The following is a 25,124-nucleotide window of genomic DNA, read 5'->3' as shown; positions in this document are numbered from 1 at the left end:
TCTCCTCAATACTTGTTATGCCGAGCCCGCGGCACCCGGCGCCCGCACGTCCGGCAACACCTTGGCCGGATTCATCAGGTTCTCGGGGTCGAGCGCTGTCTTGAGCGCGCGCATGAGCCGCACTTCCACCGGGGATTTGTAGTGCATTGCTTCGGCTACCTTCAATTGTCCCAATCCGTGCTCTGCGCTGATGCTGCCGCGATGCGCGTGCACGCTTTCATACACGAGCGCATTGACCGGTGCCTGGAATTCGGCGAGAAAGCTCTCGGGATCGCCCCCTTCCGGCGCCTGTACGTTGTAGTGCAGATTACCGTCACCAAGATGGCCGAACGTCACCATACGCACGCCCGGAATGGCCTGGGCGATGAGCGCGTCGGTTGCCTCGATGAAATGCCCGATGCGGGAAATGGGCACCGCGATATCGTGCTTGATGTTGAGTCCTTCCGCCGCCTGCGCGAGCGGGATATGTTCGCGCAAGTTCCAGAACGCCCGCGACTGCGACAAATTCTCCGCAACGACTGCGTCCTCGACCAGGCCTTGCTCCATCGCATGTTCCATCAGCCGTTCGAACAGCGCGCGGCCGTGCTGCTCGCTCTCGCTATCGGACAATTCGAGTAACACGGTCTGGCCGTGTTTCTGGCTGAACGGATAACGCATCTGCGGGAAGTGCGTGGTTACGAGATGAAGCGAAAAATCCGACATCAGTTCGAAGCCGGTCAGCAATGGCCCAGCATAACGCTGTGCGGTAGCGAGGAAATTGAGCGCGGCCTGTGGCGAGGCGAGCGCCGCGAGCGCGGTTACGCGAGCGACAGGTGCCGGATGCAGTTTCATGACGGCGGCAGTAATGATGCCGAGTGTCCCTTCCGCACCAATGTACAGGTCGCGCAGATCGTAGCCGGTGTTGTCCTTGCGTAGCCCGCGCAAACCGTCCCAAATTTCACCCTGCGGCGTCACCACTTCCAACCCGAGACACAACTCGCGGGTGTTGCCATAGCGCAGAACGGCGGTGCCCCCGGCATTCGTTGAAAGATTGCCACCGATCGTGCAACTGCCTTCGGCGGCGAGGCTCAGGGCAAAGAGTCGCTGTTCCTGCCCGGCGCGCGCCTGGATATCGGCAAGGATCACGCCGGCTTCCACCGTGACGGTGTTGTTGAGAGGATCGACGTCGCGAATCCGGTTCAACCTGCGCAAGCTGATAACCACCTGTTTGCCGCTGGCGTCTGGCGTTGCCCCGCCGGAGTGTCCGGTGTTGCCGCCTTGCGGCACGATAGGGACACGGTATTCCCGCGCGAGCTGTACAACTTTAGCGACCTGTTCGGTGGTGCCGGGAAGCACCACGGCGCACGTCTGACCGTGATAACGCTTGCGCCAGTCAGTGAGAAACGGCGCGGTATCGTGTGTGCCGGTCAGCACATGGGCTGCGCCAATCGCTTCGATGCAGGCTTCAACAAAGTAACGTGAACGGTCGGATGCGGTCATGAGTTTCGAAAAGCGGTGGCGTGGACGACGGGTGACACAGTATCGCGTAACGTCGGGCCGGGCGAACCCTGGCCTGATGGCATAGGTCTCGTCTACGCAAACTATTCCGTGCTACAAATGATTGCCGTCGGGCGTTGAATCTGATGTTGAGGTTGTTACGGCTGTGGCGGCCTTTGCTCGCTTCGCGGCGCGTGCAGCGCGTTTGAACGGCGCGACAAAGCCAAGCGCGCAGACGAAGAACGCAAGAGCAAGAAGCGCTTCGAACCAGCCAAGGCGCGCTGATAATCCGCCGTCGGTCATGCCGCGCACAATGCCTTCAGCGAAGTAGAGCAGAACGAGCATCGACGCCCATTGCAGCGTGTACACGTTGCGCCGGAACGTGCCGCGCAGCGCGAACAGCAGCGGGATTGCCTTGAGCGCCAGAGCGGAGCCGCCCGGGCGCAGCGGTGCGAGCCAAAGCTCCCACGCGATCGACAACGCAATCAGCGCAATCAGGCTGTACAGCGCGCCGCGTGCAAAGCCGGGTCGGGTGCTGGCAGCGTCCATGACGGGCGTAGTGGTCATCAATCAGGCGCCGCGTAGGCACCGCGTTGAAGCGTGAGCGCCGTAGTGGCGAGGCGTGCGCCGAGCGCCATGGCCAATGCTTTCTCGTCCGCGGAGATGCCGCTGTCGGCCGTTTCTGCACGGGCGAAATGGGACGCGCCATAAGGCGTGCCCCCGGTTTGCGTGGTGGTCAGCTTCGGCTCGGTGTACGGAATGCCCACGATCAACATGCCGTGGTGAAGCAAGGGCAGCATCATGGAAAGCAGGGTGGTTTCCTGCCCGCCATGCAAACTGCCTGTGGAGGTGAAGACGCTGGCGGGTTTGCCGGCCAGCGCGCCGGACAGCCATTGAGGCGAGGTGCCATCGAGGAAATATTTCAGCGGAGCCGCCATGTTGCCGAACCGCGTGGGCGACCCGAGCGCGACTCCGGCGCATTCTTCCAGGTCGCGCACTTCGGCGTAGGGCGGGCCGTCGGCGGGAATATCCGGCTGCGTGGCTTCGCAAACGGTGGAGACAGGGGGCACGGTACGCACGCGCGCCTGCATGCCGGGCACGCTGTCGACGCCTTGAGCGATCGCCTGGGCGAGCGCGCGGGTGGCGCCGTTGCGGCTGTAATAGAGCACGAGAATGTCGTTCATGAGCCTTTTCGGTGAACGGGTATTATAAGGATCGGGTGCGTGGACGGGGCGTTTTGGCATGCGTTTTGGCGTGGTGCCGCTCGCCATTCAAGCCGCGTCGCGGATCTGTTGTAGTGTTTCAAGGAGAGAGATTCTTGCTGAAGTTTCCCATCGATCTCGATACAACGAAGCGGCTTGCCGCATTCGTTGCCCGTCGTACGGGTGAGGATCGCGTGCCGCAGGTGGCCGGTAGCCTGACATTTACCACCGTGTTGTCGCTCGTGCCGCTTGCGACGGTCGCGTTCGCGTTATTCACCGCGTTTCCCATCTTTGCTTCGTTTCAGATGTCGCTGCAGGATTTTCTGGCGGTGCACCTGATGCCGTCGCAAATTAACAGTCAGATCTTCAAGTACCTGAACCAGTTTGCATCGAAGGCCAAGGGGCTTACCACGGTCGGCATGATCATCTTGTTCGTCACCTCGGTGATGACCATGATGACCGTCGAGTCTGCGTTCAACGTGATCTGGCGCGTGCGCAAATCTCGGCCGTTCGCTCAACGCGTCCTGGTGTACTGGGCCATCATCACGCTCGGTCCCATCCTGTTCGGCGTGAGTCTGTCCATGTCGTCCTACCTGTTCGCGCAATCCATCGCATTTGCCGGCTCGCATAACCTCCTGCCACCGGTGGTCGAGTGGGCGCTGGCCAGCGCGACGCTGCCGTTCACGATGCTGGCGTTTTCCATGCTCTACGTGTTCCTGCCGAATTGCAAAGTGGAGTGGCGCGACGCGCTGGTTGGCGGGCTTGTCGCGGCTATCGCGTTTGAATTGGCGAAGCGCGGTTTCGGCTATTACGTGCGCCGCATTCCAACTTATACCGCCGTGTATGGCGCGTTCGCGGCGTTGCCTGTATTCCTGTTATGGGTCTATTTGTGCTGGATGATCACGCTGATCGGCGCGATGCTTACGTCCGCGTTGCCGGCAATCCGGATCGGCCAGTTTCATCGAAATGATTTTCCCGGGAGCGACCTGCTCGATGCCCTCGAATTGCTCGCTCGCCTGGCGGAGGCACGGGAAGCCGGCCTGCCGGGTTACACCGGCCTCGAGCTTGCACGAATGCTTCGCTGTGACATGGATACCTCCATGCGCCTGGTTCGCAAGCTTGACTCTCTGGAATGGATTGCGAGGCTGGAGAACCTTCGAGTGCCGCGCTATGTGCTGATCGCCAATCCGCAGCAGATCACGGTGGCGAGCTTGTTCGATTTGTTCGTGATCGAGCGCGAAGAACTGGACTATCAGTTGCGCCTCGATTCCTCGCACATTGACCGTGCCGCATTGATGAACGCGCTCAGCAACGAGAAACTTGAGGTTACATTGGCCACGCTGCTGGCGGCGCGCGCCGCGTCTCGTCAAGAAGGCGATCGCGAGGCACAGGGGGTAACGTCCATGCCGCATCAAACGGCCTAAAGCGCCTCGCACTTCCGAAGTGCGCTAAAGCGAAATCCTGCCGATGCAGATGTCCTTGAACATAACCCAGTCGCCCATCAGGCTGTAGAGCGGATGGCGAAACGTGGCCGGACGGTTTTTCTCAAAGAAGAAATGGCCGACCCAGGCAAAGCCGTAGCCGCAAATCACGGCAGCGGGGAGCCAGAGCCAGTCGCCGGTGGCAATAGCCATTGCAAGGCAGCCAATCACGCCCAGTGAACCGATGAAGTGCAGCCGGCGCGACACCACGTTACGGTGCTCTTCGAGATAGTACGGATAGAACTCGGCGAAGCTCGCGAAGTGATCGGAATGCGCGGTTTGGGCCATGACAGTCTCCTTCGAGCAGGTTGCAGCATTGGCTCAGCAAGATTCATTCTCCAGCGATTAAGCCCACTGTGCAACTGCGATTCGTAGCAATCTGCAAACAGTTGGAGACCCCCTCCCATTCGGCTGATGGCGCAGTGGAGCGCGCGCAGTTAAGCTGGGTTCATGAGCCGTGGAATGATCCGTCACCTAAACCGGTCGCGTCGCAAACCTGAACAATGCGGCGAGGGTCGCATCGGGTTGTTCGCTCATCAGTGCGTGTCCGGCGTCCAGCATGACAGTTTCGACAGCGACATCCGCTTGTTTCATCGCGTCCGTCAGCGCCCGGCTGGCGCGGGGTGGCGTCATGGCATCGAGACGGCCGGCAATGATCTGTACCGGGCAACGTAGCGCCGTTGCTCGTTCAAGTCCGTCCGCATAGGCGTTGCAGGCGTTGAAATCGGTATGGAAGAGATGGGGCTCACCCAGTGCGGCCACTCGTTCCATCAGACGCTGGTTGGCGCCATGCAGCCAGAAGCCCGGCGCGGGGCACGACGGTTTTGCGGCGATCGACGAGTGCGACCACTGGTTGACCATGTCGATGGCGTCCGGTTCGCGATCGCGTGCGGCATCGAGAAGCGAGTCGGACACGGTCATCGGATACGCGGTGGCGAGCAGGGCAAGGCGGGTGACGCGCGACGGATAGCGCGCTGCGCAATCGAGCGCAATCAGCGAGCCCATGCTGTGGCCAATCAGCATTGCCTCTTTGACCTTGGCCGCGTCTACTACTGCGACAAGCCAGTCCGCGAGCGCTGCGATGCTTCGCCGTGCCGGGCCCGCGCTGCGGCCGTGACCGGGAAGATCGACGGCGAGCACGTTCAGGCCGTGATGGGCGAAGTAGCGTGTCTGCAGTGCCCAGACGCTGTGATCGTGCTGTGCGCCGTGCACGAACACGGCCACGGGGCGATCCTGCTCGAACGCGTGGCCGCCGGTGTAGGCGTAGGCCGAAGCGCCGTCGACTTCGAGCATCATGTGCGGCTCCCGTCGCTGCTCGGAGCGGCGCTGGACGAAGCCTTCTGCGATGCCTTGAGGCCGCGTTTGAGATCATCGATGAGATCGTCGGGGTCTTCCAGCCCAATCGACAGCCGGATACGTCCCGGTGCAATGCCCGCTGCGGCGAGGGCGGCGGCGTCCATGCGGAAATGCGTGGTCGAAGCGGGGTGGATGACGAGCGAGCGCGCATCGCCAACGTTCGCAAGATGCGAGAACAGCGTCAACGCTTCAATGAAGCGCCGCGCTGCCGCTACGTCGCCACGCAGGTCGAAGCTGAACACGGCGCCCGCGCCGCGCGGCAGCAGGCGTTTGGCGAGCGCGTAGTCGCGGTGAGTGTCGAGCTCGGGATAGGCCACGCCTTCCACCGCGGGATGAGCGAGCAGGAATTCGACGACCTTGCGGGTGTTGGCGACGTGCCGGTCCATCCGCAACGGCAAGGTTTCGATGCCCTGCAAGAGTTGCCACGCAGCTTGCGGATGCAGGCACGCTCCGAAGTCGCGCAAGCCCTCGCGACGAGCGCGCAGCAGGAACGGTGCAACGGTGCTTTCTTCGGCGAAGACCATGCCGTGAAAACCGTCGTAGGGTTCGGTGAATTCGGGGAAGAGATCGGTAGCTGTGAAGTCGAACGTGCCGCCGTCCACCAGCACGCCGCCAATCGTCGTGCCGTGGCCGCCCAGGAATTTGGTCGCCGAGTGGTAGACGAAGTCGGCGCCATGATCAAAGGGACGCAGCAAATAGGGGGTGGTGAAGGTCGAATCCACCAGTAGCGGTACGTGGTTCGAATGTGCGATGTCCGCGATTGTCTCGATGTCGAGCACATCGAGACCCGGGTTCCCCAGCGTTTCGCCGAACAGCAGACGCGTGTTGGGCCGGATGGCTGCGCGCCAGGCGTGGGCATCGTGCGGCGGGACGAAAGTGGTGTCTATGCCGAAGCGCCGCATCGTGTAATGCAGGAGGTTGTGCGAACCGCCGTACAGCGCGCTCGACGCAACCACGTGCGAGCCTGCGCCCATCAGCGTAGCGATCGCAAGATGCAGCGCGGCCTGTCCGCTGGCGGTGCCGATCGCGCCCACGCCGCCCTCCAGCGCGGCTACGCGCTCCTCGAATACGGCGACGGTCGGGTTCGAAATGCGCGAATAGACGTGTCCTGAGCGCTCCATATTGAAGAGCGAAGCAGCGTGGTCGGTGTCTCGAAACGAGAACGATGTAGTCTGGTAGATCGGCGTGGCGCGAGCGCCGGTGGTAGGGTCGGGCGCTGCGCCGGCGTGCAGCACGAGCGTGTCGAAGCGGTTGGCGGGCATCGTGGGCGGGCTACCAGAGGAAAAGAGTCATTTATCGTAACATCGGGTGTGGCCCGATAAACTTGGGGTAGACGCCAGCGTTGGCGTTTGCACCATGTGGCGCCATGCCACGCAAGGGCAGCCTTGGCCCGGCGTGCGCCGACCCGGTGCAAAAGCCCGCCCCGCTTGGCTTTTGCAGACAAAACACGGGGTTCTTGCGCGCTTTCTTTTTAACTGTCTTTCCGCTAGGATCGATAGATATTCAGGCTTTTCGCGAGGAGACAATCATGCGAGTCAGCGACATTTTGAACGTCAAGGGCAACGCGCTCTTCACGGTAACACCGGACACGCCGCTGCACGAAGCGATCAACACCATGGCTTCACACGACATTGGTTCACTCGTGGTGATCGAATACGGCGATCTCGCCGGCATGCTGACGTTCCGCGAGATCATTCTCACGCTGAGCGAAAACGGCGGCAGCGTGGGAACCTCCACTATCCGTAAGGTCATGGACGACCATCCCATCACGTGTACGCCGGAAACGGACGTGAACGAGGTGCGCCGGATGATGCTCGAGCATCACGTTCGTTACCTGCCGGTCATGGAAAAGAACGTGCTGATGGGCGTGATTTCTTTTTACGACGTGGCCAAGGCCGTGGTGGAAGAGCAGGGTTTTGAGAACAAGATGCTCAAGGCCTATATCCGCGACTGGCCGGAGCAGCAAGAAGAAGCGCGTTGATCGGGGCGTCGCGCAAGTAGCGCGATTCGCACAAACCCGGCCGAAGCGCATCACCACGTCACGCACAAAATGCGCGCCCGAGCGGCGCGCATTTTTTTCGCCCCTTCGGGACCTTTCCGCTCCGTCAAGGTCCGGTCATCACGGTTTCGCCTGTAACCGCCAGGATCAACGGATCAACACTCTCTCAGCTACCAACTCCAATAATCCATGAGCGAAACATCCGCATCGCCCCGCGAGAAAAAGGCCGGCGCCCAACATGGCGACGGTCAGTTCCGCCTGTTGCGTGAACGTCGTTTCGCGCCGTTCTTCTGGACGCAGTTCCTCGGCGCACTCAACGACAACGTCTTCAAGGTCGGCTTTACGTCGCTGGTCACGTTCCAGGCTGCTCGTTTTTCAGGTGTCGATCCAAAAACCGCCGCTTTCCTGATCTCTGCCGTCTTCATCATCCCTTTCGTGCTTTTTTCCGCGACATCAGGCCAGGTCGCCGATAAATACGACAAGGCCACGCTTACACGCTTCGTGAAGACGTTCGAAATCGTGGTGATGCTGATCGGCGGCGCGGGTTTCATGTTGCACAGCGCACCGCTGCTTTACGTCTGCACTTTCCTCATGGGTGTGCATTCGACCGTGTTCGGACCGGTGAAATATGCCTATCTGCCACAGCATCTCCAGCCATCGGAACTGGTTGGCGGCAACGGGCTCGTTGAAATGGGGACGTTCGTGGCCATTTTGATCGGGACAATCATCGGCGGGACGACGGCCGGGCTGACCGAGCACGGCGCCATGTTGCTTGCCGCGTGTTGCGTGACGGTTGCGTTGATCGGGCGCGTGGCGTCGGGTTTCGTACCGAAAACAGCGGCTCTGCAGCCCGATCTGAAGATCAACTGGAATCCGTTCAGCGAGACGTGGCGCAATCTCGCGCTCGCGCGCCGGGACCGCACTGTGTTCCTGAGTCTGCTCGGGATCTCGTGGCTTTGGTTCGTCGGCGCGACGTTTCTCACGTCGTTTTTTAACTTCGGGAAGGACGTCCTGTCGGCTAACCCCGACGTCGTGACCGTGCTGCTCGGCACATTTTCGATCGGTATCGGCATCGGTTCGCTGATGTGTGAAAAGCTTTCAAAACGCCGTGTCGAGATCGGACTGGTTCCGCTCGGATCGATCGGCATCAGCGTTTTCGCCATCGATCTGTTTTTTGCCAGCCACGGCATCGCGCCCGCCGGGCATCTGATGGGCGTCAGCGAATTTCTTCAGATGGGCGTGCACTGGCGCATCCTGGCCGACCTGTTCCTGCTCGCGATGTTCGGCGGTTTCTACAGCGTGCCGCTTTACGCGCTGATCCAGTCGCGCAGCCAACCCACGCATCGCGCGCGCATCATCGCTGCGAACAATATCCTCAACTCGTTTTTCATGATCGTGTCGGCGTTGATGGCGGTCGGCCTGACGTCGGCGGGCGTCGGCATTCCCGGGCTGTTTCTCACCACGGCGTTGCTGAATATCGTGGTGGCTGCTTATATCTATTCGCTCGTACCCGAGTTTCTGTTGCGCTTTCTCGCCTGGGTTCTCGTGCATACGTTCTACCGGATCAGACTCGTGAACGCCGAGCGCATTCCCGAGCACGGGGCCGCCGTGCTGGTGTGCAATCACGTGAGTTTCGTCGATGCCATCGTGATCATGTCGGAAAGTCCGCGGCCGATCCGCTTCGTGATGGATCACCGGATTTTCCGCTCGCCGCTGGTCGGCTGGCTGTTCCGTCATGTCAAGGCCATTCCGATCGCGCCCGCTCACGAGGACGCAAAACTGCTGGAAAAAGCCTACGACGCCTGCGGCCGCGCGCTCGCGGACGGCGATCTGGTGTGCATCTTCCCGGAAGGCAAGCTCACCCGAACCGGCGATATCAACCCGTTCCGCCACGGCATCAGCGAAATTCTCAAGCGCCATTCCGCCCCTGTTGTGCCCATCGCTTTACGCGGCTTGTGGGGCAGCGTTTTTTCGCGCCACGACGACAACCGCTGGCCACGTCCGGTTCAACGCGGGGTGATGAGCCGCCTGACGCTGGCGGTCGGTGAGCCGATCGATCCCGCCGATGCCACGCCGGAACACTTGCAAGAGGTAGTCGCGACGTTGCGAGGCGCGCGCAAATAAGGCGCGAGAAGGGACCCACGCAGCGAAGAGCCATCCTCACACTAACGGAAACTAACGAAAGGCCTTCGCACAACCGGTTTCGAGCGTGGGCGCATCATCTGTCGGCTGGCATAATATTGGCTCTTTCGCTTTTTTCAGGACGACGCTCATGTCCGGCAACACACTCGGCACGCTTTTCACCGTCACGAACTTTGGCGAGTCGCACGGTCCCGCGATCGGCTGCGTGATCGACGGCTGCCCGCCGGGCATGGAACTCTCCGAGGCGGATATCCAGATCGAACTGGATCGGCGCAAACCGGGTACGTCGCGGCATGTGACGCAGCGTCAGGAAGCCGATCAGGTCGAGATTCTGTCGGGCGTGTTCGAAGGTAAAACGACCGGCACGCCCATCGCGTTGTTGATCCGGAATACAGATCAACGTAGCAAGGATTACGGCAATATTGTCGAGACGTTTCGTCCCGGGCACGCCGATTACACCTATTGGCAGAAGTACGGCATCCGCGATTATCGCGGGGGCGGACGGTCATCGGCACGGCTGACGGCGCCGACCGTCGCGGCCGGCGCTGTAGCGAAGAAATGGCTGCGCGAGCGCATGGGTATCGAAACACGCGGGTTCATGAGCGCGCTCGGCGAGATTCCGATTCCGTTCGTTGCGTGGGAACACGTGCGCGAAAACCCGTTTTTTGCGCCGAATGCGGACATCGTGCCGCGCCTCGAGGAGTACATGGACGCGCTTCGCAAGGAGGGTGATTCGATCGGCGCGCGTATCGGCGTGATGGCGACGGGCGTGCCGGCCGGGCTGGGCGAGCCGCTTTATGACCGTCTGGATGCCGATATCGCGAAAGCGATGATGGGCATCAATGCGGTGAAAGGCGTTGAAATTGGCGCGGGTTTCGCGAGCGTCGCGCAACGCGGCTCGGTTCATGGCGACGAAATGACACCGGAGGGGTTTGCGGCGAACAATGCCGGTGGCGTGTTGGGCGGCATTTCGAGCGGCCAGGACATCACGGTATCGATCGCGATCAAACCGACGTCGAGCATTCGCACGCCGCGCGAGTCCATCGATAAAACCGGTCATTCCGCGACGGTGGAAACCTTCGGGCGCCACGATCCGTGCGTTGGCATCCGCGCGACGCCGATCGCCGAAGCGCTGCTCGCGCTCGTGCTGATCGATCATGCGTTGCGGCATCGTGCGCAGAACGGCGACGTGGTGACGACAACACCTCATATCGCCGCGCATATCGCCAAATAAAATAACGCCGGTTCTGAACTTAAAGAACCGGCGTTATTTTTTAAAGCCTCAAATCCGAACGCTCACATATTCGGATAATTCGGCCCACCGCCACCTTCTGGCGGGACCCACACAATATTCTGAGTCGGGTCTTTGATATCGCACGTCTTGCAGTGCACGCAGTTCTGCGCGTTGATCTGCAAGCGCTCGCTGCCGTCATCGTTCTTCACAAACTCGTAAACTTGTGCCGGGCAATACCGTCCTTCCGGTCCCGCATAGGTCCTTAAATTCACATCCACCGGCACCGATGCGTCCTTCAGCGTCAAATGCGGCGGCTGGTTTTCCTCGTGATTCGTATTCGATATAAACACCGACGCCAAGCGGTCGAACGTCAGCTTCCCATCCGGCTTCGGATACACGATCGGCTTGCATTGCGACGCGGGTTTAAGCGTTTCGTTATCCGCGTGCTGATGATGCAGCGTCCAGGGCACATTGCCGCCTAACACCTTCTGCTCAAACCCGACCATCAATGTGCCGAGATACAAACCCTTGCTCATCCACTGCTTGAAATTGCGCGCTCGGTATAGCTCGGTCTTGAGCCATGAGCGATCGAACGCTTCGGGGTAGGCGCTCAGTTCGTCGGCTTGACGACCGGCTTGCACGGCGTCGAACGCGGCTTCGGCGGCCATTTTGCCGGACTTGATCGCGGCGTGACTGCCCTTGATCCGCGATGCATTCAGGAACCCGGCATCATCGCCCGCCAGCGCTCCGCCCGGGAACACCAGCTTCGGCAAGGACATCAAACCACCGGCCGTGATCGCCCGCGCGCCGTACGACACCCGCTTGCCGCCGTCGAGGAACGTGCGGATAGCCGGATGCGTCTTGTAGCGCTGGAATTCCTCAAACGGCGATAGATACGGATTCGAATACCCCAGCCCGACGACAAAGCCGACCATCACCTGGTTATCGTCCATGTGATAGAGGAACGAGCCGCCGTAGGTATCGTTTTCCAGCGGCCAGCCAGCCGTGTGAATCACCAAGCCCGGTTTGTGTTTCGCGGGATCGATCTGCCACAGTTCCTTGATGCCGAGGCCATAGACTTGCGGATCGGCGTCGCGCCCGAGCTTGAATTTATCGGTGAGCTGACGGCCCAGATTGCCGCGTGCGCCTTCGCAGAACAGCGTGTATTTCGCGTGCAATTCCATGCCGAGCTGGAAGTTGCCGGTCGGCTCGCCGTCCTTGCCCACGCCCATGTTGCCCGTTGCCACGCCGCGCACGGCGCCGTCTTCGGTGTAGAGCACTTCGGCCGCAGGAAAGCCCGGGAATATTTCAACGCCCAGCGCTTCGGCCTGTTGCCCCAGCCAGCGCGTGACGTTCGCGAGACTCACGACATAGTTGCCGTGGTTCTTGAAGTTGTCGGGAAGCAGCCAGTTGGGCACTTGCTTTGCACCGTCCTTCGACAAAAACAGGAACCGGTCCTCGGTGACTTCCACATCGAGCGGCGCGCCCTGGGTCTTCCAGTCGGGGAGCAATTCGCTCAACCCGCGTGGGTCCATCACGGCGCCCGAGAGGATGTGCGCACCGATCTCGGAGCCTTTCTCCAGCACGCAGACGCCCAGTTCCACGTCTTTTTCCTGCGCAAGCTGCTTCAGCCGGATAGCCGCCGATAGCCCCGCAGGACCGCCGCCCACGATCACGACGTCGTACTCCATGGATTCACGGGGACCGTACTGCTCGATGAGACTCGCCGGGGTCATCCAATGCTCCTGTCTAACGTTAGAATGCTTTTTTTGGGGATCGCGTATTGTCAGGGAACCCTTCGCAGGGTGCAACCGACGTTCGTTCCTGTAATTAGCACGACCGTATTATTTAACGATAGCATATCGGCTGTCCGGATTCGACGCTGATTCGGAGCGAACGGCATCAACTCGGTTCGATCCCGGGCATCTCAATCGCTTTCAACCAAGGAAAAACAATGGGCCGTTCGATCAACCTGGAAGGCAAATGCGCGCTGATCACTGGCGCCTCCAGCGGACTTGGCAAGCGTTTTGCGCAAGTGTTGTCGCAGGCGGGCGCGCGGGTCGTGCTGGCGAGCCGGCGCACCGAGCGCCTGAAGGAACTGCGCGCCGAGATCGAGGCATCCGGCGGCGCGGCGCACGTTGTGTCGCTCGACGTCACTGATTATCAAAGCATCAAGGCGGCCGTCGCACACGCGGAGACGGAGGCCGGCACGATCGATATCCTCGTGAACAATTCGGGTGTGTCCACCCAGCAAAAGCTGACGGACGTGACGCCGTCGGACTTCGATTTCGTGTTCGATACCAACACGCGCGGCGCGTTTTTTGTCGCGCAGGAAGTGGCGAAACGGATGATCATGCGCGGCAACGGCACGGTCAAGCCGGGTTACCGGATCATCAACATCGCGTCCATGGCGGGGCTCAAGACCTTGCCGCAGATCGGCATTTACTCCATGAGCAAGGCCGCTGTCATTCATATGACGAAGGCGATGGCGCAGGAATGGGGCCGTCACGGCATCAATGTGAACGCGATCTGCCCAGGTTATATCGATACCGAACTCAATCACCATCACTGGAAAAGCGAGGCAGGCCAAAAACTGCTGGCCATGCTGCCGCGTCGCCGGGTGGGTACGCCTGAAGACCTGGATGGCTTGCTGTTGCTGCTTGCTGCCGACGAATCGCAGTTCATCAACGGCTCGGTGATCGCTGCCGATGACGGGTTTGGCCTATGAGCCAGGTTCTCGACCAAGCGAGCGTAACAACGCCGGCGCCGAACGGTTTTCATCGTGTAATCGATCTGTCCATGCCGCTGCGATGGGGCGACATGGACGCATTCGGCCACGTGAACAACACGGTGTATTTCCGGTTCATGGAGGAAACGCGGATCTCGTGGTTCCGGCAATTGGCCTTGGCCGGCGCCAACGTTGAAGGGCAGGGGCCGGTGATCGTGAATGCATCGATGGAATTCCTGAGGCAGCTCCACTATCCCGGCGATGTCATCGGCAGCATGTTCGTGGGGCCGCCGGGCCGCAGCAGTTTCGACACGCGCTTCGAGCTGTTTCGCGCCGACGATCCGACCACGCTCTACGCCCGCGGCACGGCGAAATGCGTGTGGATCGACTACGCGGCGGCGAAATCGGTGCAGATTCCTGACCTGCTGCGCCATGCCATTGAAACGGCTGCAGTGGGTATCAAAATAGGCGCCTAATCTCCCAGCAGCCGTTGCAGCAGCTCGGTCGCGTTGCCCGTGTCGTATTTGCGCATGAGTTTTGAACGGTAGATATCCACGGTCCGCGAGCTGATATCCAGCGCGCGGCCGATCTGCTTGCTGGTCTTGCCGGTGACGAGCTGCGCCGCGATTTCACGTTCACGCGGCGTCAATTCGATGGCAACCCGCCGCGTCGCGCTCAGATCCTCGAAAGTCCAGACACCGGCGGCGTGCGGCGCGCTCAGATCGAGCGAGCGCCCGGTCACGTGGCACCAGAACAATTCCCCATTTGCGCGTTTCATGATGCGGTCGTCGGCGTAACTGCCCTGGCGCTGCATCAACGCGGCGATGCGCTGGCCGATCCGCTCGAACTCCACCGGCGAGGGATACAGCACTTGAAACGACTGGCCCAGCAAGGCCTCCGGCGCGACGCCGAAAATCGCGCAGAGCTGCGCATTGCAGTCTTCGATGATCCGTTCCCGTGACAACACCAGTCCGACTGGCGCAAGATGAAACGCTGTTTGGTAATCCAGTTGACGCATTTGGCTCGCACGTGTCGGGTTTAACCCGCGTTTAACTATTTCATCGCCGTGCACTACGGCAATTACTTATGTATTTTTGCGTATTGTGCCGGATCGATCCGGCGTCGTACTCTTTTGCCACGTCAGAAATTGTCTAGCGCAGTCGTTTCGCGCGCGAGACGACTCAAATAAACGGATTTCATCCAGATCAGGAAGGGACAAACAGATGAACAAGGTCTATCCCAGCGCGAAAGAGGCGCTCGATGGCATCGTGAAGGACGGGCAGACGTTTGCCGTCGGCGGTTTCGGCCTGTGTGGCATTCCCGAGGCGCTGATCGCGGCATTGCGCGACACGGGCGTCCAGGGCATCACGTGCATCAGCAACAACGCGGGCGTCGACGGCTTCGGGCTTGGCCTGCTGCTCGAAACCCGTCAGGTCAAGAAGATGATCTCGTCGTATGTCGGCGAAAACAAGGAATTCGAACGCCAGTATCTGGCCGGCGAACTCGAGCTTGAATTCACGCCGCAAGGCACGCTGGCCGAAAAGCTGCGCGCGGGCGGCGCGGGCATTCCGGCGTTCTTCACCAACACGGGTTACGGCACGGTGATCGCGGACGGCAAGGAAACGCGTCAATTCGGCGACGACCACTACGTGCTCGAACATTCGCTCACCGCTGACGTGGCGCTCGTGAAGGCGTGGAAAGCCGACAAATCAGGCAATTTGATTTATCGCCGCACGGCCCGTAACTTCAACCCGATGTGCGCCATGGCCGGCAAGATCACGGTGGTCGAAGTGGAGGAAATCGTGGAAACGGGCGCACTCGATCCCGACGCCATTCACACGCCGGGCATCTTCGTGCAGCGCATCGTGCTGAACGCACATCCGGAAAAACGCATTGAACAACGCGTCGTGCGCGCAAAAGGAGACTGATCATGGCATGGGACCGGAACCAGATGGCCGCGCGGGCGGGCAAGGAATTGCAGGACGGCTTTTACGTGAATCTGGGCATTGGCTTGCCCACGCTGGTCGCGAACTTCGTGCCGGAGGGCATGGAGGTGTGGCTGCAATCGGAGAATGGCTTGCTTGGCATCGGGCCCTCGCCGACGGAAGAAGAAGTCGATGCTGACCTGATCAACGCCGGCAAACAAACGGTGACCACGCTGCCGGGATCGTCGATTTTTTCGTCGGCGGATTCGTTCGCGATGATTCGTGGCGGCCACGTGAACCTGGCCATCCTTGGCGCCATGCAGATCAGCAAGACGGGTGACCTGGCCAACTGGATGATCCCCGGGAAGATGATCAAGGGCATGGGCGGCGCGATGGACCTGGTCGCGGGCGTAAAGCGCGTGATCGTGTTGATGGAGCACGTGGCGAAGGGCGACCAGCACAAGATTCTCGATGCTTGCACGTTGCCGCTGACGGGTGTGGGCGTGGTTGACCGGATCATTACGGATCTCGGCGTGATCGATGTCACCGACGCAGGACTGAAGCTCGTTGAGCTGGCGCCTGGCGTCAGTGTGGAAGAGATCCAGCAGAAAACCGGCGCACCGCTGGACGTGAGCAGCGTCAAGTAAGGTTTTTCTGCAGTGGCGCCGGTTTGTTTTTCAGGCCGAAACGGACCGTTCCGACGTGAGTTGGAACGGTTTTTTATTTTGGTTTGCGGCGTTTGCGAGAGGCCGGGCGTGCTGTAACGGATCTTGCGGTTCGCGTTTTGGAGCCGCATATCGTGCCTTTGTTCAGACCGTTCGGCTAACGCTACGGCATCGCGCCGAAGCGCATCCGGCAAAGCGTTTACAATCGATTTCAGTTGAGTTGCCTGTCTGCCGCAGCGTCATCGCACCGAGGAAAATCTTATGTCCGCGTCTATCGTCGAAGCTGCGCCTTCGTTTGTTCCCACGCCACGCCAACGCCACGTGCAGTGCATCAGCCCGTCGGGCCTGCATCGCATGGCTTATACCGAATGGGGGGACCCGGCGAACCCGCGCGTGCTCGTGTGCGTGCATGGGCTGACGCGCTCCGGCCGGGATTTCGACGAGGTGGCGAAGGCGTTTGCCAGCGAGTATCGGGTGGTGTGTCCGGACGTGGTCGGGAGAGGTTTATCGGACTGGCTGGTCGATCCCAGGCATTACGCGGTGCCGCAGTACGTAGGTGACATGGTCGCGCTCATTGCTCGGCTGAACGTGGAAACGGTGGATTGGTTCGGGACGTCCATGGGCGGGTTGATCGGCCTGGGGCTCGCCGGACTGCCGAATTCGCCCATCCGGAAAATGCTGCTCAACGACGTCGGGCCGCATATTGAACCGGTGGCGCTCGAGCGTATCGGTACTTATCTTGGCCGCGGCGAGACCTTCGCCACGCTGCAAGAAGGCATCGATAACGCGGCGCAGCTCGCTGCGTCGTTCGGGCCGCTGACCGCCGATGAATGGCGCGCGATCAACACGCCGTTGATGCGTGAGCACGAGGGCCGCTGGGGGTATCGGTACGACCCGAAGATCGCGGTTCCATTTGCCGTGGCGGACGCAAATGCAGCCTCGCTGGGCGAGGCGATCCTGTGGCATTCGCTGGCGGCGATCCAGCATCCGGTGCTGGTCGTTCGGGGTGAACATTCGGACTTGCTATCGCGCGAGACGGTAGAAAAAATGGTCGCGAACGGGCAGGCCGTGACGGCCAGGGAAATCGCTGGCGTGGGGCATGCGCCGGCGTTTCTGGCACCTGATCAGATTGCGATTGCGTACCGGTTCTTCTTCGATACCGACACGTCCGAGGCATAATATTGGGCTTCGTGCGGTTTTTTTGACTATTCACTCTCAGGAACACTCATGGCAGTCATTCGTCACCATGTTGGCGCGCGTCTTTCCGAAATCGCGATCCACAACGGCACCATTTATCTTGCCGGTCAGATTGCCGAAGACACCGACCAGGACATCACGGGCCAGACACGCGAAGTGCTCGGCCATATCGACCGTTTGCTTGAGGAAGCCGGCAGCGACAAGACACAGCTTTTGTCGGTCCAGATCTATCTCTCCGACATGACCCATTTCGCCGCCATGAATGCGGCGTGGGACATGTGGGTTCCGGAAGGCAATGCGCCGCCGCGCGCTACCGTGGAATCGAAGCTTGCCAATCCGGCATGCCTCGTGGAAGTGGTGGTCGTGGCTGCTGTGCGTAGCTAAGCCGGGAACATTTCGAGCACTAGTTTAATCCGTATGCCTGATACCGCCGTTTCTCCTGCACTGGTACCCGAGCCGTCCTTCGACGACGCGCTCGCGTTCGTGCGCGAACACGCGGGAGATGCGCGGTTGACCAGCGGGGAATCGCTGGTCGAGCACGCTGCCGGCACGGCGCGGATCATGCAAACGTTGAACGTCGATCCCGCGGCCATCGTGGCGGCGGCGTTGTTCGCCATTGCGCCGCATATCGACGACCCCGAGCGTGTGATCAGTGAGCGTTTCGGCGCGGAAGTGCAAGGCCTCGTCGCGGACGTCCGCAAGCTGTGGCGGCTGGGTTCAGTCAGTTCGCGGGCGACCCAGGCAACGTTGCCGGAAACGGGTCGTGAAGCGCAAGCGGCGCGCCGTGCCCAGGTCGAAGCGTTGCGCAAGATGCTGCTCGCGTTCGCGCAGGATATCCGCGTGGTGTTGATCCGGCTGGCGTCGCGGCTGCAGTCATTGCGCTACTACGCGGCGAACAAGCTCGAGCCTTCGCCCGACGTGCCGCGTGAAACACTCGAGATCTACGCGCCGCTCGCGAACCGGTTGGGTATCTGGCAATTGAAGTGGGAACTGGAGGACCTCGCGTTTCGCTTCGAGGAACCGCCCACCTACAAGCGCATCGCCAAGTTGCTCGACGAAAAGCGTGTCGAGCGCGAAGCGTATGTGACCGACGCTATCGCACGCTTGCAGAAAGAACTGGCCGCCGCGAATATCCGCGCGGAAGTGAGCGGCCGGCCGAAGCACATCTACAGCATCTGGAAAAAGATGCGCGGCAAGGAACTGGATTTTTCCGAGCTGAATGACGTGCGCGCGTTTCGCGTGATCGTCGACGACATCAAGGATTGCTACACCGTGCTCGGTATCGTCCATAACTTGTGGCAGCCGGTGCCACGGGAATTCGACGACTACATTTCACGGCCGAAAGCGAACGGGTACCGGTCACTGCATACCGTCGTGGTGGGCGACGACGGGCGAGCGTTTGAAGTCCAGATCCGCACACAGGAAATGCACGGTTTCGCCGAATACGGCGTAGCTGCCCACTGGCGCTACAAGGAAGCGGGCACGCGCGCGTACGGCGGCCAGGTGACGGCCAGCGACAAATACGACGAAAAGATCGCGTGGTTGCGCCAACTGCTGGCGTGGAAAGAAGACGTCTCCGAGGGCGATCAGCCGGGCGCGCAGCCCTGGCAGCATTTGCGCGAAGCCACACTCGACGACGACCACATCTACGTGCTCACGCCGCAGGCACGCGTGATCGCCATGCCGCAAGGCTCGACCGCCGTGGACTTCGCGTATCACCTGCATAGCGAGCTTGGGCATCGTTGCCGTGGCGCTCGTGTCGACGGTGCCATGGTGCCGCTCAACACGCCGCTGCAGAACGGCCAGACGGTCGAGATCGTGGCGGTGAAGGAGGGCGGGCCGTCGCGCGACTGGCTCAATCCGTTGCTCGGTTATTTGCACAGCCCGCGGGCTCGGCAAAAGGTGCGCGCGTGGTTCAACGCGGTCGATTCCGAGGAGAACATAGCGAACGGGCGCACGCTTGTTGAAAAGACGCTGCAGCGTGAGGGCAAGACGTCCGTCAACCTCGATCAGCTGGCATCGAAGCTCGGTTTCAAGACGCCTGAAGATCTGTACGCGGTCGTCGCCAAGGAAGAGTTCAGCCTGCGCAACATCGAGCAGGCGCTGCACGACACGCCGCCGCCGGAACCCGCGCCCGAAGCGCCGGCGCAATTCGAGAAGCGCAGCAGCGGGCAAAGCGTGGCGCAGGGTGCGTCTACCGGCGTGCTGGTCGTCGGTGTGGACGCGTTGTTGACGCAACTGGCACGGTGTTGCCGCCCGGCTCCGCCGGACCGCATCGCGGGCTTCGTCACGCGTGGCAAGGGTATGTCGATCCACCGCAGCGACTGCGCGACCTTCCGGCGCATGGCTGAGCGTTCACCTGAACGTGTGCTTGAGACCGCGTGGTCCGCCGACGTAATGAGCGGACGCGGATCGTCGGTGTACCCAGTCGATCTCGCCGTGGAATCGAACGATCGGCAAGGCTTGCTGCGCGATATCTCCGAAGTCTTCGCGCGCGAGAAAATGAACGTGACCGGGGTGAAGACGCAGAGCCGGCGCAACGTCGCGTACATGCAATTTACGGTCGAGGTGTCGAGCGCCGCGCAAATTCAGCGCGCGTGCTTGTTGTTGGGCGAAGTGCAGGGCGTGGTGCGCGCGTCGCGACGGGCCTGAAGCCGCGCGCACGAAAGAAAAATGCATGCCCGCTCCTGCACTTAATAGTTTGATAAGGCGTTGAATTTGAAGCGCATTGTTAGTGCTTCTTAAACGTATCGACGAACATCTGCAATGTCATCGCATGAAAGCACTTGCCAAGATTCAAAACGCTCCATATAATTTCGCTTCTTCAGGCTCGTAGCTCAGCTGGTTAGAGCACCACCTTGACATGGTGGGGGTCGTTGGTTCGAGTCCAATCGAGCCTACCAACGAAAGTGGAAATCCGGTTCAGGCTGGATTTTCAAAACTGCAGCAAGCGTCTTGGCGCGAAAGGCAAATGAACAAGATGGCACCGCGAACGTTGACCGAAACAACTTCGGAGCGACGCTAGTCGAGGACCACTTTCGCCTTTGCAGTTGTAGGAAAAGTGAATGCGGCCCCTCAAAATGTGGGGCCGCATTTTTTTTGCCTTCGCGCGTTCGCCTTGGCGTTTGCAAGGCATTGTTGAATGAACTTGGGCGTCGGCTGCCGGCGTCTTGGAGAACGAAATGGTTTCGATACGTTTGCCCGACGGGTCAGTTAGACAGTACGACCACCCTGTGACGGTTGCGGAAGTCGCCGCGTCGATTGGTGCAGGTCTCGCGAAAGCCGCGTTGGGCGGCAAGCTCGACGGCGAACTCGTCGATACGTCCACGCTGATCGATCACGACGCGTCGCTCGCCATCGTCACGGAAAAGGACGCTGACGGTCTCGATATCATTCGCCACTCCACCGCGCATTTGCTCGCGTATGCAGTCAAGGATTTGTATCCGGACGCGCAAGTGACCATCGGCCCGGTGATCGAGAACGGTTTCTACTACGACTTCGCGTATAGCCGTCCCTTCACGCCGGAAGATCTCGAGAAGATCGAAAAGCGCATGGCCGAAATCGCGAAGAAGGACGAGCCGGTGTCGCGCCGGGTGGTAACGCGCGGCGAAGCGGTCGATTACTTCAAGAGCATCGGCGAAAAGTACAAGGCGGAGATCATTGAATCGATCCCGTCCACCGACGACATCAAACTGTATTCGCACGGCAGTTTCACGGATCTTTGCCGCGGCCCGCACGTGCCGTCTACCGGCAAGCTGAAGGTCTTCAAGCTGATGAAGGTCGCGGGCGCTTACTGGCGCGGCGACTCGAAGAATGAACAGTTGCAGCGTATCTACGGTACGGCCTGGACGAAGAAGGAAGACCAGGAAGCGTATCTGCACATGCTCGAGGAAGCCGAGAAGCGCGATCACCGCAAGCTCGCCAAGCAACTCGATCTGTTCCATCTGCAGGAAGAGGCGCCGGGCATGGTGTTCTGGCACCCCAAGGGCTGGGCGATCTGGCAACAGGTCGAGCAATATATCCGCCATCGCCTGAACGAAGTCGGCTATCTCGAAATCAAGACGCCGATGATCATGGATCGCTCGCTGTGGGAAGCGTCGGGTCACTGGCAGAACTATCGTGAAAACATGTTCACGACGGAGTCGGAGAAGCGCGATTACGCCATCAAGCCGATGAATTGTCCTGGCCACGTGCAGGTGTTCAACCATGGCTTGCGTTCATATCGCGATCTGCCGCTGCGTTACGCGGAATTTGGCTCGTGTCATCGGAATGAAGCGTCGGGCGCGTTGCATGGCCTGATGCGCGTGCGGGGTTTTGTCCAGGACGACGCCCACATTTTCTGCACGGAAGACCAGTTCATCGAAGAGTCCATTGCGTTCAATACGCTCGCGATGAGCATCTACAAGGATTTCGGCTTCGATCACATCGACATCAAGCTGTCGCTGCGTCCCGATTCCCGTGCCGGTACCGACGAAACCTGGGATCGCTCGGAACAGGGCCTGCGCGACGCGCTGACCGCGTGCGGTCTCACGTGGGAAGAACTGCCGGGCGAGGGTGCGTTTTACGGTCCGAAGATCGAGTACCACATCAAGGACGCGCTCGGCCGGTCATGGCAATGCGGCACGCTCCAGCTCGACATGGTGCTGCCGGAGCGCCTGGGCGCCGAATACGTGGCGGAAGATAACAGCCGCAAGCGTCCGGTGATGTTGCACCGTGCAATCGTCGGTTCCATGGAGCGTTTTCTCGGTATTCTGATCGAGCACCATGCTGGTGCAATGCCCTCCTGGCTCGCGCCGGTGCAGGCTGTGGTGTTGAATATCGCTGAAAGTCAGGCTGAATATGCACTGCAACTGACCCAATCGTTGCAAAAACAAGGGCTTAGAGTAGAGAGCGATTTGCGCAACGAGAAGATTAGCTATAAAATACGAGAGCACACGTTGCAGAAGGTTCCCTATTTGCTGGTCGTCGGGGACAAGGAGCGTGAGGCACAAACCGTAGCCGTGCGTGCTCGTGGCGGTATTGACGCTGGCGTGATGCGCGTCGATGCATTCCTTGAGCGTCTGCAGCAGGACGTGCAGGCGTACAAGTAAGCCCACCCGCAGCCCGGCTAGTTTTTTTAGATTTTTAGAGGAAACGTAACATCGCTACTGATAAGTCTGCACATCGCATCAACGGGGAAATCACGGCACCTGAATTGCGCCTGGTCGGAGTGGACAACGAGCCGCTAGGAATCGTGAAGCTTGCCGATGCTTTCCGCATGTCGGAACAGCAAGACGTGGATCTCGTCGAAATCGCGCCTCAGGCTGTTCCGCCCGTCGCCCGGTTGATGGATTACGGCAAGTTCAAGTACTCGGAAGCCAAGAAGCAGCACGAGGCGAAACTCAAGCAGAAGATCGTTCAGGTCAAGGAAGTCAAATTCCGGCCTGGCACCGATGACGGTGATTACAACGTGAAACTGCGCAACCTCACGCGCTTCCTCGAAGATGGCGACAAGACGAAAATCACGTTGCGTTTTCGCGGTCGGGAAATGGCTCACCAGGAAATCGGCATGCGCGTGCTCGAGCGGTTGAAGACCGATCTCGAAGAGCACGGTCAGGTCGAGCAAATGCCGAAGATGGAAGGGCGCCAGATGATCATGGTCATGGCCCCGAAGAAAAAGAAATAGTCGAAAGAATCGATCGATGGATCGCGCGGCCGGGAAATATTCGAAGGTCTGCGCGGCATCGTTTGTGCAGGTTTCGGGGCGCTGCCGGATAATAGGCGGCGTTCATGAAAAAGCGGTGGCTGTCAAAAGTCTGCCGCTCATAAGTGGCATGTGGGTTTCGAAGGGCGGGTCAGGATCGAGTGGATCGACCGCACACCCATATCCATCTAATAAACTGGAGTAGTTTCATGCCGAAGATGAAGACCAAGAAGAGTGCTGCAAAGCGCTTCGTGGTGCGTCCGGGCGGTACCATCAAGCGTGGTCAAGCCTTCAAGCGTCACATTCTTACCAAGAAGACCACCAAGGTAAAACGCCATTTGCGCGGTTCCACGGAAGTTCATCATGCAGATATGAATTCCGTGCGCGCAATGTTGCCGTTCGCTTAACCCTTAACTGACACTCACAGGAGCGCACTATGCCTAGAGTCAAACGTGGGGTTACCGCACGGGCCCGTCACAAGAAGATCATCAAGCTGGCCAAGGGTTACCGCGGCCGTCGCAATAACGTCTATCGCATCGCCAAGCAAGCGGTCATGCGCGCCGGGCAATATGCCTATCGCGATCGCCGCAACAAGAAGCGTGTGTTCCGTGCTTTGTGGATCACGCGTATCAACGCGGCGGTGCGTCAGCACGACATGACGTACAGCGTGTTCATCAACGGCCTGAAGAAGGCTTCGATCGAACTCGACCGCAAGGTGCTGGCCGACATGGCTGTGTTCGACAAGGCTGCTTTTGCTGCGATCGTCAAGCAGGTAAAAGCCGCCGTTGCAGCCTGATCGAGCTTGTTAGCAAGATTGGTACTGCGTAGTTCGTTGTAGCGCTGTCTCTAAACGGACAGCGCAACGACAAAAAAACGGGGCTCTTGTCGAGCCCCGTTTTTGTTGGTGAAGCCGGTGAAGATGGGTTGGAGCGCGAAGATACCTAGGTCGCGCACACATCGGCCCGGGAACGATCAGAAGAACTTTGACGCTGAAATGATGGGATCAATGGATCTGGACCAGATTGTCGCCGACGCGCGAAATGCCTTCGAAAACGCCGCCGATGCGGCCACGCTCGAAAATGAAAAGGCCCGCTTTCTTGGTAAGTCCGGGGTGCTCACGGATCTGCTGAAAGGCTTGGGCAAACTCGATCCTGACGCCCGCAAGACCGAAGGTGCACGCATCAACGCGGTCAAGCAGCAAGTGGAAGCGGCACTGAACGCGCGCCGTCAGGCGCTGGCGGACGTGTTGCTGAATCAGCGGCTTGCTTCCGAATCGATCGATGTCACGTTGCCTGGCCGCGGTCTTGGCGCCGGCAGCCTGCATCCGGTGATGCGTACGTGGGAACGCGTGGAACAGATTTTCAGCACGATTGGTTTCGATGTGGCCGACGGCCCCGAAATCGAAACCGACTGGTACAACTTCACTGCGCTGAACAGTCCGGAAAATCATCCGGCGCGTTCGATGCAGGACACGTTTTATATCGACGGGAAAGATGCGGACGGGCGGCAACTGCTGCTGCGCACGCATACCAGCCCGATGCAGGTGCGTTACGCGCGCATGAACAAGCCGCCGATCAAGGTGATCGTGCCGGGCCGGACGTATCGGGTGGATAGCGACGCCACGCATTCGCCAATGTTCAATCAAGTCGAAGGTTTGTGGATCGACGAGAACATCAGCTTTGCCGACCTGAAGGGCGTGTACTCTGATTTCCTGAAGAAATTCTTCGAGCGCGACGACATTCTCGTGCGCTTCCGGCCATCGTATTTTCCGTTTACCGAGCCGTCCGCCGAAATCGACATGATGTTCGAGCAGGGCAAGAACGCCGGCAAATGGCTCGAAATCTCGGGTTCGGGGCAAGTTCATCCGAACGTGATCCGCAACATGGGACTCGACCCGGAACGGTATATCGGCTTTGCATTCGGCAGCGGGCTCGAACGCCTGACAATGCTGCGCTATGGCGTGCAGGACCTGCGCCTGTTCTTCGAAAACGATCTGCGTTTCCTCGAGCAATTTGCCTGAATGCACGTTGCTGCGA

24 protein-coding genes and 1 tRNA gene are annotated in these 25,124 nt (G+C 60.0%); 17 read left to right on the top strand and 8 right to left on the bottom strand.

Annotated elements, in window-relative coordinates; all coding sequences use genetic code 11:
• Positions 1 to 15: 15 nt before the first annotated feature.
• The 3 genes from HB376_RS01885 to wrbA all read right to left on the bottom strand — a co-directional run bounded on the left by HB376_RS01885 (position 16) and on the right by wrbA (position 2,660).
• Positions 16 to 1,479 carry an FAD-binding oxidoreductase gene (locus HB376_RS01885; RefSeq protein WP_213761711.1) on the bottom strand — a complete coding sequence of 488 codons (1,464 nt, stop codon included), beginning with the start codon at positions 1,477 to 1,479 and terminating at the stop codon, positions 16 to 18.
• Between the two features lie 111 nt (positions 1,480 to 1,590).
• The gene (locus tag HB376_RS01880; protein WP_213761896.1) at positions 1,591 to 2,025 is read right to left on the bottom strand and encodes a DUF2069 domain-containing protein; all 435 of its coding nucleotides are present in this window, start codon (positions 2,023 to 2,025) and stop codon (positions 1,591 to 1,593) included.
• 17 nt (positions 2,026 to 2,042) lie between these two features.
• Positions 2,043 to 2,660 carry an NAD(P)H:quinone oxidoreductase gene (wrbA, locus tag HB376_RS01875; protein ID WP_213761710.1) on the bottom strand — a complete coding sequence of 206 codons (618 nt, stop codon included), beginning with the start codon at positions 2,658 to 2,660 and terminating at the stop codon, positions 2,043 to 2,045.
• Positions 2,661 to 2,794: 134 nt separating this feature from the next.
• Between wrbA and HB376_RS01870 the strand changes: the two genes are divergently transcribed.
• Positions 2,795 to 4,102 carry a YihY family inner membrane protein gene (locus tag HB376_RS01870; RefSeq protein ID WP_213761709.1) on the top strand — a complete coding sequence of 436 codons (1,308 nt, stop codon included), beginning with the start codon at positions 2,795 to 2,797 and terminating at the stop codon, positions 4,100 to 4,102.
• 24 nt (positions 4,103 to 4,126) lie between these two features.
• Here the strand turns inward: HB376_RS01870 and HB376_RS01865 are convergent, their stop codons facing one another.
• From HB376_RS01865 to HB376_RS01855, 3 genes are all read right to left on the bottom strand, one after another.
• Positions 4,127 to 4,447: an Mpo1-like protein gene (locus HB376_RS01865; RefSeq protein ID WP_060819075.1), complete on the bottom strand. Its 321-nt coding sequence runs from the start codon at positions 4,445 to 4,447 to the stop codon at positions 4,127 to 4,129.
• 186 nt (positions 4,448 to 4,633) lie between these two features.
• Positions 4,634 to 5,455: an alpha/beta hydrolase gene (locus HB376_RS01860; protein ID WP_213761708.1), complete on the bottom strand. Its 822-nt coding sequence runs from the start codon at positions 5,453 to 5,455 to the stop codon at positions 4,634 to 4,636.
• Positions 5,452 to 6,777, bottom strand: coding sequence for an O-acetylhomoserine aminocarboxypropyltransferase (locus HB376_RS01855; RefSeq protein ID WP_213761707.1), 1,326 nt, complete (start codon positions 6,775 to 6,777; stop codon positions 5,452 to 5,454). Before HB376_RS01855 ends, HB376_RS01860 begins: the two co-directional genes overlap by 4 nt.
• A 266-nt stretch (positions 6,778 to 7,043) precedes the next feature.
• Here HB376_RS01855 and HB376_RS01850 point away from each other — a divergent pair, with 266 nt between their 5' ends.
• The 3 genes from HB376_RS01850 to aroC all read left to right on the top strand — a co-directional run bounded on the left by HB376_RS01850 (position 7,044) and on the right by aroC (position 10,890).
• The gene (locus HB376_RS01850) at positions 7,044 to 7,496 is read left to right on the top strand and encodes a CBS domain-containing protein (protein WP_031359018.1); all 453 of its coding nucleotides are present in this window, start codon (positions 7,044 to 7,046) and stop codon (positions 7,494 to 7,496) included.
• A gap of 207 nt (positions 7,497 to 7,703) precedes the next feature.
• The gene (locus tag HB376_RS01845) at positions 7,704 to 9,638 is read left to right on the top strand and encodes an MFS transporter (protein WP_213761706.1); all 1,935 of its coding nucleotides are present in this window, start codon (positions 7,704 to 7,706) and stop codon (positions 9,636 to 9,638) included.
• A 148-nt stretch (positions 9,639 to 9,786) separates the two neighbouring features.
• Complete coding sequence (gene aroC, locus HB376_RS01840; RefSeq protein ID WP_213761705.1) at positions 9,787 to 10,890, top strand: chorismate synthase; 1,104 nt, start codon at positions 9,787 to 9,789, stop codon at positions 10,888 to 10,890.
• A gap of 62 nt (positions 10,891 to 10,952) precedes the next feature.
• On the opposite strand, the gene HB376_RS01835 is transcribed toward aroC, so the two are convergent.
• A complete protein-coding gene (locus HB376_RS01835) occupies positions 10,953 to 12,626 on the bottom strand; it encodes an electron transfer flavoprotein-ubiquinone oxidoreductase (RefSeq protein ID WP_213761704.1) in 1,674 nt (557 codons plus the stop codon).
• Positions 12,627 to 12,844: 218 nt separating this feature from the next.
• On the opposite strand from HB376_RS01835, the gene HB376_RS01830 reads away from it, so the two are divergent.
• Positions 12,845 to 13,618 carry an SDR family oxidoreductase gene (locus HB376_RS01830; protein WP_089160973.1) on the top strand — a complete coding sequence of 258 codons (774 nt, stop codon included), beginning with the start codon at positions 12,845 to 12,847 and terminating at the stop codon, positions 13,616 to 13,618.
• On the top strand, positions 13,615 to 14,094 hold the full coding sequence (locus HB376_RS01825) for an acyl-CoA thioesterase (protein WP_255631103.1): 480 nt from the start codon (positions 13,615 to 13,617) through the stop codon (positions 14,092 to 14,094). Before HB376_RS01830 ends, HB376_RS01825 begins: the two co-directional genes overlap by 4 nt.
• On the opposite strand, the gene HB376_RS01820 is transcribed toward HB376_RS01825, so the two are convergent.
• Positions 14,091 to 14,636: a LuxR C-terminal-related transcriptional regulator gene (locus HB376_RS01820; protein WP_213761703.1), complete on the bottom strand. Its 546-nt coding sequence runs from the start codon at positions 14,634 to 14,636 to the stop codon at positions 14,091 to 14,093. The genes HB376_RS01825 and HB376_RS01820 overlap by 4 nt on opposite strands.
• Before the next feature lie 205 nt (positions 14,637 to 14,841).
• On the opposite strand from HB376_RS01820, the gene HB376_RS01815 reads away from it, so the two are divergent.
• The 11 genes from HB376_RS01815 (at position 14,842) to pheS (ending at position 25,108) form a co-directional block, all read left to right on the top strand.
• Entirely contained in the window at positions 14,842 to 15,546 is a 705-nt protein-coding gene (locus tag HB376_RS01815) for a CoA transferase subunit A (protein ID WP_213761702.1), read from the top strand.
• 2 nt (positions 15,547 to 15,548) lie between these two features.
• Complete coding sequence (locus HB376_RS01810; RefSeq protein WP_097263984.1) at positions 15,549 to 16,190, top strand: CoA transferase subunit B; 642 nt, start codon at positions 15,549 to 15,551, stop codon at positions 16,188 to 16,190.
• Between the two features lie 279 nt (positions 16,191 to 16,469).
• The gene (locus HB376_RS01805; protein WP_213761701.1) at positions 16,470 to 17,387 is read left to right on the top strand and encodes an alpha/beta hydrolase; all 918 of its coding nucleotides are present in this window, start codon (positions 16,470 to 16,472) and stop codon (positions 17,385 to 17,387) included.
• 48 nt (positions 17,388 to 17,435) lie between these two features.
• On the top strand, positions 17,436 to 17,789 hold the full coding sequence (locus HB376_RS01800) for a RidA family protein (RefSeq protein WP_213761700.1): 354 nt from the start codon (positions 17,436 to 17,438) through the stop codon (positions 17,787 to 17,789).
• A gap of 33 nt (positions 17,790 to 17,822) precedes the next feature.
• Entirely contained in the window at positions 17,823 to 20,057 is a 2,235-nt protein-coding gene (locus tag HB376_RS01795) for a bifunctional (p)ppGpp synthetase/guanosine-3',5'-bis(diphosphate) 3'-pyrophosphohydrolase (protein ID WP_213761699.1), read from the top strand.
• A gap of 174 nt (positions 20,058 to 20,231) precedes the next feature.
• Positions 20,232 to 20,308 (top strand) — tRNA-Val (locus HB376_RS01790).
• Between the two features lie 279 nt (positions 20,309 to 20,587).
• Complete coding sequence (gene thrS / locus HB376_RS01785) at positions 20,588 to 22,495, top strand: threonine--tRNA ligase (RefSeq protein WP_213761698.1); 1,908 nt, start codon at positions 20,588 to 20,590, stop codon at positions 22,493 to 22,495.
• Between the two features lie 50 nt (positions 22,496 to 22,545).
• On the top strand, positions 22,546 to 23,070 hold the full coding sequence (infC, locus tag HB376_RS01780; RefSeq protein ID WP_075583340.1) for a translation initiation factor IF-3: 525 nt from the start codon (positions 22,546 to 22,548) through the stop codon (positions 23,068 to 23,070).
• Positions 23,071 to 23,297: 227 nt separating this feature from the next.
• The gene (rpmI, locus tag HB376_RS01775) at positions 23,298 to 23,495 is read left to right on the top strand and encodes a 50S ribosomal protein L35 (RefSeq protein WP_089160899.1); all 198 of its coding nucleotides are present in this window, start codon (positions 23,298 to 23,300) and stop codon (positions 23,493 to 23,495) included.
• Between the two features lie 29 nt (positions 23,496 to 23,524).
• Complete coding sequence (gene rplT, locus HB376_RS01770) at positions 23,525 to 23,884, top strand: 50S ribosomal protein L20 (RefSeq protein WP_007585475.1); 360 nt, start codon at positions 23,525 to 23,527, stop codon at positions 23,882 to 23,884.
• Between the two features lie 210 nt (positions 23,885 to 24,094).
• A complete protein-coding gene (gene pheS / locus HB376_RS01765; protein WP_213761894.1) occupies positions 24,095 to 25,108 on the top strand; it encodes a phenylalanine--tRNA ligase subunit alpha in 1,014 nt (337 codons plus the stop codon).
• Positions 25,109 to 25,124 lie beyond the last annotated feature (16 nt).

The sequence above is a fragment of the Caballeronia sp. dw_19 genome (assembly GCF_018449515.1).
Lineage (GTDB): Bacteria > Pseudomonadota > Gammaproteobacteria > Burkholderiales > Burkholderiaceae > Caballeronia.
The sequence above is the reverse complement of the archived record's forward strand: the minus strand, read 5'-3'. Positions and strand labels throughout refer to the sequence as shown.